This window comes from Vibrio harveyi NBRC 15634 = ATCC 14126 = KCTC 12724, from assembly GCF_001591145.1.
In the GTDB taxonomy this organism is placed as follows: domain Bacteria; phylum Pseudomonadota; class Gammaproteobacteria; order Enterobacterales; family Vibrionaceae; genus Vibrio; species Vibrio harveyi.
Genome location: NZ_BCUF01000004.1, coordinates 158680 through 168049, shown reverse-complemented (window position 1 = coordinate 168049; position 9370 = coordinate 158680). Strand labels below are relative to the sequence as shown.

17 protein-coding genes are annotated in these 9370 nt (G+C 45.7%); 15 read left to right on the top strand and 2 right to left on the bottom strand.

The annotated features are described in order from the left end of the window. Positions 1–10 precede the first annotated feature (10 nt). From rplE to rplQ, 15 genes are all read left to right on the top strand, one after another. Positions 11–550, top strand: coding sequence for a 50S ribosomal protein L5 (gene rplE / locus VHA02S_RS03790; RefSeq protein ID WP_005450569.1), 540 nt, complete (start codon positions 11–13; stop codon positions 548–550). A gap of 17 nt (positions 551–567) precedes the next feature. Further along, positions 568–873, top strand: a complete 306-nt coding sequence (gene rpsN / locus VHA02S_RS03785; RefSeq protein WP_004410442.1) for a 30S ribosomal protein S14 — start codon at positions 568–570, stop codon at positions 871–873. Between the two features lie 29 nt (positions 874–902). Beyond that, positions 903–1295, top strand: coding sequence for a 30S ribosomal protein S8 (gene rpsH, locus VHA02S_RS03780; protein ID WP_005450567.1), 393 nt, complete (start codon positions 903–905; stop codon positions 1293–1295). A 12-nt stretch (positions 1296–1307) separates the two neighbouring features. After that, the gene (gene rplF, locus VHA02S_RS03775; RefSeq protein WP_005450565.1) at positions 1308–1841 is read left to right on the top strand and encodes a 50S ribosomal protein L6; all 534 of its coding nucleotides are present in this window, start codon (positions 1308–1310) and stop codon (positions 1839–1841) included. 9 nt (positions 1842–1850) lie between these two features. After that, positions 1851–2204, top strand: a complete 354-nt coding sequence (gene rplR, locus VHA02S_RS03770) for a 50S ribosomal protein L18 (protein WP_005435088.1) — start codon at positions 1851–1853, stop codon at positions 2202–2204. A 14-nt stretch (positions 2205–2218) separates the two neighbouring features. Continuing rightward, positions 2219–2722, top strand: coding sequence for a 30S ribosomal protein S5 (gene rpsE / locus VHA02S_RS03765; protein ID WP_005435090.1), 504 nt, complete (start codon positions 2219–2221; stop codon positions 2720–2722). Positions 2723–2729: 7 nt separating this feature from the next. Then, positions 2730–2906, top strand: a complete 177-nt coding sequence (rpmD, locus tag VHA02S_RS03760; protein ID WP_005450564.1) for a 50S ribosomal protein L30 — start codon at positions 2730–2732, stop codon at positions 2904–2906. Between the two features lie 5 nt (positions 2907–2911). After that, the gene (rplO, locus tag VHA02S_RS03755) at positions 2912–3346 is read left to right on the top strand and encodes a 50S ribosomal protein L15 (protein ID WP_005450562.1); all 435 of its coding nucleotides are present in this window, start codon (positions 2912–2914) and stop codon (positions 3344–3346) included. A 20-nt stretch (positions 3347–3366) separates the two neighbouring features. Then, on the top strand, positions 3367–4701 hold the full coding sequence (gene secY, locus VHA02S_RS03750) for a preprotein translocase subunit SecY (protein ID WP_005435093.1): 1335 nt from the start codon (positions 3367–3369) through the stop codon (positions 4699–4701). 38 nt (positions 4702–4739) lie between these two features. Continuing rightward, positions 4740–4853, top strand: a complete 114-nt coding sequence (gene rpmJ, locus VHA02S_RS03745) for a 50S ribosomal protein L36 (RefSeq protein ID WP_000868186.1) — start codon at positions 4740–4742, stop codon at positions 4851–4853. 149 nt (positions 4854–5002) lie between these two features. Then, positions 5003–5359, top strand: a complete 357-nt coding sequence (gene rpsM / locus VHA02S_RS03740) for a 30S ribosomal protein S13 (RefSeq protein ID WP_005450559.1) — start codon at positions 5003–5005, stop codon at positions 5357–5359. An 18-nt stretch (positions 5360–5377) separates the two neighbouring features. Continuing rightward, positions 5378–5767, top strand: a complete 390-nt coding sequence (rpsK, locus tag VHA02S_RS03735) for a 30S ribosomal protein S11 (RefSeq protein ID WP_001118870.1) — start codon at positions 5378–5380, stop codon at positions 5765–5767. Positions 5768–5794: 27 nt separating this feature from the next. Then, a complete protein-coding gene (rpsD, locus tag VHA02S_RS03730; protein WP_005383146.1) occupies positions 5795–6415 on the top strand; it encodes a 30S ribosomal protein S4 in 621 nt (206 codons plus the stop codon). A 24-nt stretch (positions 6416–6439) separates the two neighbouring features. After that, entirely contained in the window at positions 6440–7432 is a 993-nt protein-coding gene (locus tag VHA02S_RS03725; protein WP_005383143.1) for a DNA-directed RNA polymerase subunit alpha, read from the top strand. A 26-nt stretch (positions 7433–7458) separates the two neighbouring features. Further along, positions 7459–7839 (top strand): 50S ribosomal protein L17, encoded by a 381-nt coding sequence (gene rplQ / locus VHA02S_RS03720; protein WP_005383141.1) that lies wholly within the window; start codon positions 7459–7461, stop codon positions 7837–7839. A 156-nt stretch (positions 7840–7995) separates the two neighbouring features. Here the strand turns inward: rplQ and VHA02S_RS03715 are convergent, their stop codons facing one another. Then, the gene (locus tag VHA02S_RS03715) at positions 7996–8475 is read right to left on the bottom strand and encodes a DUF2780 domain-containing protein (RefSeq protein ID WP_038897746.1); all 480 of its coding nucleotides are present in this window, start codon (positions 8473–8475) and stop codon (positions 7996–7998) included. 151 nt (positions 8476–8626) lie between these two features. Continuing rightward, on the bottom strand, positions 8627–9247 hold the full coding sequence (bamJ, locus tag VHA02S_RS03710) for a BamJ family beta-barrel-assembly machinery protein (protein WP_005450553.1): 621 nt from the start codon (positions 9245–9247) through the stop codon (positions 8627–8629). Positions 9248–9370 lie beyond the last annotated feature (123 nt).

Sequence of the window (9370 nt, the reverse complement as noted above, 5' to 3'; positions counted from 1 at the left end):
GAGTTCTACTATGGCGAAACTGCATGATTACTACAAGTCGTCTGTAGTCGCTGAACTGACCAAACAGTTTAGCTACACAAGCGTCATGCAAGTCCCTAGAATCGAGAAAATCACCCTAAACATGGGTGTTGGTGAAGCAATCAACGATAAGAAACTGCTAGAAAACGCAGCTGCTGATATGGCAACGATCTCTGGTCAAAAGCCACTTATCACTAAAGCTCGTAAATCTGTTGCAGGTTTCAAAATCCGTGAAGGCTACCCTATCGGTTGTAAAGTAACCTTGCGTGGCGAACGTATGTGGGATTTTCTTGAGCGTCTAATTTCGATCGCTCTTCCACGAGTACGTGACTTCCGTGGTGTTAGCGCTAAGTCTTTTGACGGTCGCGGTAACTACAGCATGGGCGTTCGCGAGCAAATCATCTTCCCGGAAATCGACTTTGATAAAGTTGATCGAGTACGCGGTCTAGACATCACTATTACGACGTCTGCTGGTACTGATGAGGAAGGCCGTGCTCTGCTGGCTGCCTTTAACTTCCCATTCCGTAAGTAAGGTGAAGGGTTACTGTTATGGCTAAAAATTCAATGAAAGCACGTGAAGCAAAACGTGCGAAGCTAGTAGCTAAGTTCGCTGAAAAGCGTGCAGCGCTAAAAGCTATCATCAGCGATGTAAACGCATCTGAAGAAGATCGTTGGAATGCGGTTCTTACACTGCAATCTCTTCCACGTGATTCAAGTGCATCACGTCAGCGCAACCGTTGTAACCAAACTGGTCGTCCACACGGTTACCTACGTAAGTTCGGTCTAAGCCGTATTAAGGTTCGTGAAGCTTGCATGAAAGGCGAGATTCCGGGTCTTCGTAAGGCTAGCTGGTAATTGCCACTTAATCATTTGGAGTAAATCATATGAGCATGCAAGATCCGATTTCGGATATGCTGACCCGTGTTCGTAACGGTCAGGCAGCAAACAAAGTTGCTGTTAAAATGCCTTCTTCAAAGCTTAAAGTTGCAATCGCTGCACTACTAAAAGCTGAAGGTTACATCGTTGACTTCGCTGTTGAAGGCGAAGCAAAACCTGAGCTAGAAGTTACTCTTAAGTACTTCCAAGCTAAACCAGTAATCGAGCAACTTAAACGTGTTTCTCGTCCAGGTCTACGTGTTTACAAGAAGAAAGATCAACTTCCTTCTGTAATGGGTGGTCTTGGTATTGCTATCGTTTCTACTTCCAAGGGTCTTATGTCAGACCGCGCTGCACGTAAAGCAGGTCTTGGTGGTGAAATCATCTGCTACGTAGCTTAATAGGAGTAGAATATGTCTCGTGTTGCTAAAGCACCTGTCGCTATTCCAGCTGGCGTAGAGGTGAAACTAAACGGCCAAGAAATCACTGTAAAAGGTGCTAAGGGCGAACTATCTCGCGTTCTTAACAACGCTGTAGTAATCGCTCAGGAAGAAAACAACCTAACTTTCGGTCCTAAAGAAGGTGTTGCTAACGCATGGGCACAAGCTGGTACAGCTCGCGCTCTAGTTAACAACATGGTTGTTGGTGTTACTGAAGGCTTTACTAAGAAGCTAACTCTTAAAGGTGTTGGTTACCGTGCTGCTATCAAAGGCAACGCTGTAGGTCTAACACTAGGCTTCTCTCACCCAGTTGAGCACGAGTTGCCAGCGGGTATTAAAGCTGAATGTCCAAGCCAAACTGAAATCATCATCACTGGTTGTGATAAGCAACTAGTTGGTCAAGTTGCGGCTGACATTCGTTCTTACCGTCAACCTGAGCCTTACAAAGGTAAAGGTGTTCGTTACGCAGATGAAAATGTGCGTACTAAAGAAGCTAAGAAGAAGTAAGGTAACACTATGGATAAGAAAGCATCTCGCATCCGTCGTGCTACACGTGCACGTCGTAAGATTGCAGAACTGGGTGCGACTCGCCTAGTTGTACACCGTACTCCTCGTCACGTGTACGCACAGGTTATCGCGGCTAATGGCTCTGAGGTTATCGCAGCAGCTTCTACTGTAGAAAAAGCGATCCGTGAGCAAGTGAAATACACTGGTAACGTTGATGCAGCTAAAGCAGTAGGTAAAGCTGTTGCTGAGCGCGCTCTTGAAAAAGGCGTAACTGCAGTTGCATTTGATCGTTCTGGTTTCCAATACCACGGTCGAGTAGCGGCGCTAGCAGAATCTGCTCGCGAAGCTGGTCTGAAATTCTAAGGTAGGGTTGGAAGATGGCTAAAGAACAACAAGTTCAAGCGAATGATTTGCAAGAAAAGCTAATCGCAGTTAACCGTGTTTCTAAAACGGTTAAAGGCGGTCGAATCATGAGCTTCACTGCACTAACAGTAGTTGGTGACGGTAACGGTCGTGTAGGTTTCGGTTACGGCAAAGCTCGTGAAGTACCTGCAGCGATTCAAAAAGCAATGGAAAAAGCGCGTCGTAACATGACTACTATCGCGCTAAACGAAGGCACTCTTCACCACCCAGTGAAAGGTCGCCATTCGGGCTCTAAAGTTTACATGCAGCCTGCTGCAGAAGGTACTGGTGTTATCGCAGGTGGTGCGATGCGTGCAGTACTAGAAGTTGCTGGCGTACACAACGTACTATCTAAAGCATACGGTTCTACGAACCCTATCAACATCGTTCGTGCAACGATCGATGCACTAGGTAGCATGAAGTCGCCAGAAATGGTTGCTGCTAAACGTGGTCTAACTGTTGAAGCTATTTCGGAGTAAGAACACCATGGCAACTATTAAAGTAACTCAAACTAAAAGCTCAATTGGCCGCCTACCAAAGCACAAAGCTACTTTGCGTGGTCTAGGTCTTCGTAAAATCAACCATACAGTAGAACTTGAAGATACTCCGTGTGTACGCGGTATGATCAACAAGGTTTTCTACATGGTTAAAGTTGAGGAGTAATCAGAATGCGTTTGAATACTCTTGCACCGGCTGCTGGCTCTAAGCACGCTCCTAAGCGTGTAGGTCGTGGTATCGGTTCTGGCCTAGGTAAAACTGGTGGCCGTGGTCACAAAGGTCAAAAATCACGTTCTGGCGGTAAAGTTCGTCCAGGTTTCGAAGGCGGTCAAATGCCTCTGAAACAACGTCTACCAAAATTCGGTTTCACTTCTCGTAAGAGCCTAGTGTCTGCTGAAGTTCGTCTAGCTGAGCTAGCGAAAGTTTCTGGTGACGTGGTTGATCTAAACAGCCTTAAAGCTGCTAACATCATCACTAAGAACATCGAATTTGTAAAAGTTGTTCTTTCTGGTGAGATTAACAAAGCAGTGACTGTTAAAGGTCTACGTGTGACTAAAGGCGCTAAAGCTGCAATCGAAGCTGCAGGCGGTAAAATCGAGGAATAATCTCGAGGAACGAGGTACAGATGGCTAAGAAACCAGGACAAGATTTTCGTAGTGCTCAGAGCGGCTTAAGTGAACTAAAGTCGCGCTTGTTATTCGTAATTGGTGCACTTTTAGTATTCCGAGCCGGCTCTTTTGTGCCGATTCCTGGTATTGACGCTGCTGTACTTGCCGATTTGTTCGAACAGCAAAAAGGTACCATCGTTGAAATGTTTAACATGTTCTCCGGTGGTGCTCTTGAGCGTGCATCTATATTAGCGTTGGGCATCATGCCGTATATTTCGGCTTCTATTGTTGTCCAATTGCTAACTGTAGTTCATCCAGCGTTAGCGGAACTCAAAAAAGAGGGTGAAGCAGGCCGTCGTAAGATCAGCCAATATACACGCTACGGCACGCTTGTACTTGCAACATTCCAAGCTATTGGTATTGCAACAGGCTTACCAAACATGGTCGATAATCTGGTTGTTATGAACCAAACCATGTTTACGCTAATTGCTACCGTAAGTTTAGTAACTGGTACCATGTTCCTAATGTGGTTAGGTGAACAAATTACAGAGCGAGGAATCGGTAATGGTATTTCCATTCTGATTTTTGCAGGTATTGTTGCTGGATTGCCTTCTGCAATCGGTCAAACAATCGAGCAAGCGCGTCAAGGTGAATTGCATGTACTTCTTCTGTTGCTAATCGCGGTATTAGCTTTTGCAGTAATTTACTTCGTTGTTTTCATGGAACGTGGTCAACGCCGAATCGTCGTTAACTACGCTAAGCGTCAACAAGGTCGTAAAGTATTTGCTGCGCAAAGCTCGCACTTGCCACTTAAAATTAATATGGCGGGTGTTATTCCAGCGATTTTTGCATCAAGTATTATCCTGTTCCCAGGAACACTGGCTCAGTGGTTTGGTCAGAACGGTGAGAGCAGCGCGTTCGGTTGGTTAACTGACGTGTCTTTGGCTCTTAGCCCAGGTCAACCGCTGTATGTAATGCTTTATGCAGCAGCGATTATTTTCTTCTGTTTCTTCTACACGGCGTTGGTATTCAACCCGCGTGAAACAGCAGATAACTTGAAGAAGTCCGGTGCATTCGTACCCGGTATCCGCCCAGGTGAGCAGACAGCTAAGTACATTGATAAAGTGATGACACGTTTAACCCTAGCGGGTGCACTGTACATTACCTTTATCTGTCTGATTCCCGAGTTCATGATGGTCGCGTGGAACGTACGTTTCTACTTCGGCGGTACATCACTACTTATCGTAGTAGTTGTTATCATGGACTTTATGGCACAGGTACAGACTCATCTGATGTCTCAACAGTATGATTCTGTGTTGAAGAAAGCGAATCTGAAAGGCTACGGTCGTTAATTCGACGGTAGACTCAGTTTCAATTACGGAGTTTAGCAATGAAAGTTCGTGCTTCCGTTAAAAAAATCTGCCGTAACTGTAAAGTAATCAAGCGCAACGGTGTTGTTCGCGTGATTTGCAGTGAGCCAAAGCACAAACAGCGCCAAGGCTAATTAGCAGAAATTTTTACTTGAAAATGAAGGTTAGGTCGAGTATATTCCTCGGCCTACCTTTTGCGTGCAAAAGAAGTAGTACTCCGCAGCGTATCCATAACGGGCTTTGCTGCGGCTAATTCTTTTATAGAAACACTTAGGAGTGAATAATGGCCCGTATAGCAGGCATTAACATTCCTGATCAGAAACACGCTGTAATCGCTCTAACGGCGATCTACGGCATCGGTAAAACTCGCTCTCAAGCTATCCTAGCTGAAGTGGGTATTGCTGAAGATGTTAAGATCAGTGAACTAACTGAAGAGCAGATCGATCAACTGCGTGATGGTGTAGCTAAGTACACTGTAGAAGGTGATCTACGTCGTGAAGTATCTATGAACATCAAGCGTCTTATGGACCTTGGCTGTTACCGTGGTCTTCGTCATCGTCGCAGTCTACCACTACGTGGACAGCGTACTAAAACCAACGCTCGCACCCGTAAGGGTCCGCGTAAGCCGATCAAGAAATAATCGGGAAGGTAGAGTACAATGGCTAAACAACCAACTCGCGCTCGTAAGCGCGTACGCAAGCAAGTTGCAGATGGCGTTGCGCACATCCATGCTTCTTTCAATAACACAATCGTAACCATTACTGACCGTCAAGGTAACGCTCTAGCTTGGGCTACTGCAGGTGGTTCTGGTTTCCGTGGTTCTCGTAAGTCTACTCCGTTCGCTGCACAGGTTGCTGCTGAGCGTTGTGCTGAAATGGCTAAAGAATACGGTCTAAAGAACTTGGAAGTTATGGTTAAGGGTCCTGGTCCAGGTCGTGAATCTACTGTTCGCGCTCTGAACGCTGCTGGTTTCCGCATCACAAACATCGTTGATGCTACACCAATCCCTCATAACGGTTGTCGTCCACCTAAGAAACGTCGCGTATAACGTTTTTTAGATTACTGGAGAAAGATCATGGCAAGATATTTGGGTCCTAAGCTGAAGCTTAGCCGTCGTGAAGGCACTGACTTATTCCTTAAGTCTGGTGTTCGCGCGATCGATACCAAGTGTAAAATTGATAACGCACCAGGTGTACACGGCGCTCGTCGCGGTCGTCTATCTGAGTATGGCGTTCAGCTTCGTGAGAAGCAAAAAGTTCGTCGTATGTACGGCGTTCTAGAAAAACAATTCCGTAACTACTACAAAGAAGCTGCGCGTCTTAAAGGCAACACAGGTGAAAACCTACTTCAGCTTCTTGAAGGTCGTCTTGATAACGTAGTTTACCGCATGGGCTTTGGCGCAACTCGCGCAGAAGCACGTCAGCTAGTTAGCCACAAAGCTATCCTAGTTAACGGTAAAGTTGTAAACGTTCCTTCTTTCAAAGTAGCGGCTAATGACGTTGTTTCTATCCGCGAGAAAGCTAAACAGCAAGCTCGTATCAAAGCAGCTCTAGAAGTTGCTGAACAACGTGAAAAACCAACTTGGATTGAAGTAGATGGTGGCAAGATGGAAGGTACATTCAAGCGTATGCCTGAGCGTTCTGATCTATCAGCTGACATCAACGAACAATTGATCGTCGAGCTTTACTCTAAGTAAGGTTTAAACTAAAGAGAGGACACAATGCAGGGTTCTGTAACAGAATTTCTTAAGCCACGTCTAGTTGACATCGAACAAATCAGCTCGACTCACGCAAAAGTAACTCTTGAGCCATTAGAGCGTGGCTTTGGTCATACTCTAGGTAATGCACTTCGCCGCATTCTTCTATCTTCTATGCCTGGTTGTGCAGTGACAGAAGTAGAAATCGAAGGCGTACTTCATGAGTACAGCACTAAAGAAGGCGTACAAGAAGATATTCTTGAAATCCTTCTAAACCTTAAAGGTTTGGCAGTGCGCGTAGCTGAAGGCAAAGATGAAGTGTTCATTACTTTGAACAAATCAGGCTCGGGCCCTGTGGTTGCAGGTGACATCACCCATGACGGTGATGTAGAGATCGCTAACCCTGAACACGTTATTTGTCACCTAACGGATGACAACGCTGAGATCGCAATGCGTATCAAAGTTGAACGTGGTCGTGGTTATGTTCCAGCTTCTGCGCGTATCCATAACGAAGAAGACGAGCGTCCAATCGGTCGCCTACTAGTAGATGCTACTTACAGCCCAGTAGACAAAATTGCCTACGCTGTAGAAGCAGCTCGTGTAGAACAGCGCACTGATCTAGACAAGCTTGTTATCGATATGGAAACAAACGGTACTCTAGAACCTGAGGAAGCAATCCGTCGTGCAGCTACTATCCTAGCTGAACAATTGGATGCGTTCGTAGATCTTCGTGATGTACGTGTACCTGAGGAGAAGGAAGAGAAGCCAGAATTCGATCCGATCCTACTGCGTCCTGTAGACGATCTTGAACTAACAGTTCGCTCTGCTAACTGTCTGAAAGCAGAAGCGATTCACTACATCGGTGATCTAGTACAACGTACTGAGGTTGAGCTACTTAAAACGCCTAACCTTGGTAAAAAATCTCTTACTGAGATTAAAGACGTACTTGCGTCACGTGGTCTGTCTCTGGGCATGCGCCTAGAAAACTGGCCACCTGCATCAATCGCTGAAGATTAATCGATACTAGTTAGAAGGATTAGGTCATGCGCCATCGTAAGAGTGGTCGTCAACTCAACCGCAACAGCTCACATCGTAAAGCGATGTTCAGCAACATGGCTAGCTCTCTAGTACGTCATGAAGTTATCAAGACTACTTTGCCAAAAGCAAAAGAGCTACGTCGCGTAGTTGAGCCTTTGATTACACTAGCTAAGACTGACAGTGTTGCTAACCGTCGTCTAGCATTTGCACGTACTCGTGACAACGAAGTAGTTGCAAAACTGTTTAACGAACTAGGTCCACGTTTTGCTGCTCGTCAGGGCGGTTACACTCGTATCCTAAAAGCTGGCTTCCGTGCTGGTGATAAAGCTCCAATGGCTTACATTGAGCTTGTAGATCGCCCAGCTGCTGAAGAAGCTGCTGAGTAATCTCAGTTCGTAAGAACAAAAAAAGCCGAGCATTAGCTCGGCTTTTTTGTATCTGTCGTATTTGAAAGCGAAACAAATTGAGTTTTCCGTCTCCCCTCTCAAACTAATCTTTGATAATCGAATCTTTAGTCTTAATTTATGTTTAGGCGAAACTTCTTAGCTGCCTGAACCCCACAATCCACTTAGTGACTTGAGTAAGCCCTCGCTTGCCCCTTGGTCGCCCAAATAGCCCAGTATCACCGGCGCAAATTGACTGATCATTGAAGGGTCTAACCCCAATTTGTCAAAAGTGCTTTGTACCGCGCTTAAACTTTCGATATTACCTAGCAAGCTTTGTGCGCTATCCAAACTCGACATCCCTGGGATCAGAGATTCTAGTTCACTGCTATTTTGATCTGACAGTTGGCTTTGTGCCAAAGCTAATAATGCACTTGTGCCGCCAGCGGCTTGTTCAGTCGAAACTGGTAATTGGCTCGTTAGTAAATCTGTGATTGGAGAGGACTCCGCATTCATACCTTGGCTAACCATGTCCATTAAACCTTCTTGGTTATCTTTGTCGGTCACGGCATCAAGAAAAGCGTGAGCTGTACCAATATTCATTGACAGCAGAGCTAAGGTGAGGAGTGTTTTACGCATAATACCTCCATGTGGCTTGCGATTATTATTGTTTGTTTACTTCTTGAGATTACTGAGACGTAAGGTTATTGAGCTCAAGTCTGTTTATTCTAGACAAAAAAAGCGGCGCTAGTGTGCGCCGCTTCGAATTTGCTATTGAGAATGGTCTCAATTATAGGATGTCTAGTAGTTCTACTTCGAATACTAGAGCTGCAAATGGAGGGATTGCAGCACCTGCGCCACGCTCACCGTATGCTAGGTCTTGTGGGATATATAGTTTCCACTTAGAGCCAACAGGCATTAGTTGAAGAGCTTCAACCCAGCCTTTGATTACGCCAGTTACTGGGAACTCAGCAGGTTGACCGCGAGATACAGAGCTGTCGAATACAGTGCCGTCAGTTAGCTCACCGTGGTAGTGAACACGTACTTGAGACGCCGCTGTTGGGATTTCACCAGTACCTTCAGTGATGATTTCGTACTGAAGACCAGACTCAAGAACGTTTACTTCTGGACGTAGAGCGTTATCTTTTAGGAACGCTTCGCCGTCAGCTGCTGCTGCTTTAGCTGCTTCTTGACGAGCTGCTTCTGCACGAGTGTGTAGCTCTTGAAGCGCGTTGTTGATCTCATCGATTTCGATAGATGGCATGTCACCAGTTAGTGCCGTTGCAATACCAGCAGCGATAGCGTCAACGCTAAGACCTTCTAGACCAGAACCAGCTAGTTGCTGACCCATTTGCAGACCAATACCGTAGCTAGCTTTCTGTTCTGCAGTTTCAAATTTAATTTCAGACATGAATGTCGCTCTTGTTAGGAGTGATAAAGGCACAGGATATCAGGTTCGAGCCTCGGTTTAAATGATTGAGCTCGAATGTCGCATTCTGGAGCAGAGGGTGTGACTTATCTCTTACTCCAAGTG

Excerpts from the sequence above, each read along its gene's own strand:
- rpsD (WP_005383146.1), top strand. The coding sequence starts at position 5,795 with ATGGCAAGATATTTGGGTCCTAAGCTGAAGCTTAGCCGTCGTGAAGGC.
- rpsN (WP_004410442.1), top strand. The coding sequence starts at position 568 with ATGGCTAAAAATTCAATGAAAGCACGTGAAGCAAAACGTGCGAAGCTA.
- rpmD (WP_005450564.1), top strand. The coding sequence starts at position 2,730 with ATGGCAACTATTAAAGTAACTCAAACTAAAAGCTCAATTGGCCGCCTA.
- rpsE (WP_005435090.1), top strand. The coding sequence starts at position 2,219 with ATGGCTAAAGAACAACAAGTTCAAGCGAATGATTTGCAAGAAAAGCTA.
- rplO (WP_005450562.1), top strand. The coding sequence starts at position 2,912 with ATGCGTTTGAATACTCTTGCACCGGCTGCTGGCTCTAAGCACGCTCCT.
- rpsK (WP_001118870.1), top strand. The coding sequence starts at position 5,378 with ATGGCTAAACAACCAACTCGCGCTCGTAAGCGCGTACGCAAGCAAGTT.
- rplQ (WP_005383141.1), top strand. The coding sequence starts at position 7,459 with ATGCGCCATCGTAAGAGTGGTCGTCAACTCAACCGCAACAGCTCACAT.
- bamJ (WP_005450553.1), bottom strand. The coding sequence starts at position 9,247 with ATGTCTGAAATTAAATTTGAAACTGCAGAACAGAAAGCTAGCTACGGT.
- VHA02S_RS03715 (WP_038897746.1), bottom strand. The coding sequence starts at position 8,475 with ATGCGTAAAACACTCCTCACCTTAGCTCTGCTGTCAATGAATATTGGT.
- VHA02S_RS03725 (WP_005383143.1), top strand. The coding sequence starts at position 6,440 with ATGCAGGGTTCTGTAACAGAATTTCTTAAGCCACGTCTAGTTGACATC.
- rpsM (WP_005450559.1), top strand. The coding sequence starts at position 5,003 with ATGGCCCGTATAGCAGGCATTAACATTCCTGATCAGAAACACGCTGTA.
- rplF (WP_005450565.1), top strand. The coding sequence starts at position 1,308 with ATGTCTCGTGTTGCTAAAGCACCTGTCGCTATTCCAGCTGGCGTAGAG.
- rplR (WP_005435088.1), top strand. The coding sequence starts at position 1,851 with ATGGATAAGAAAGCATCTCGCATCCGTCGTGCTACACGTGCACGTCGT.
- secY (WP_005435093.1), top strand. The coding sequence starts at position 3,367 with ATGGCTAAGAAACCAGGACAAGATTTTCGTAGTGCTCAGAGCGGCTTA.
- rpmJ (WP_000868186.1), top strand. The coding sequence starts at position 4,740 with ATGAAAGTTCGTGCTTCCGTTAAAAAAATCTGCCGTAACTGTAAAGTA.
- rpsH (WP_005450567.1), top strand. The coding sequence starts at position 903 with ATGAGCATGCAAGATCCGATTTCGGATATGCTGACCCGTGTTCGTAAC.
- rplE (WP_005450569.1), top strand. The coding sequence starts at position 11 with ATGGCGAAACTGCATGATTACTACAAGTCGTCTGTAGTCGCTGAACTG.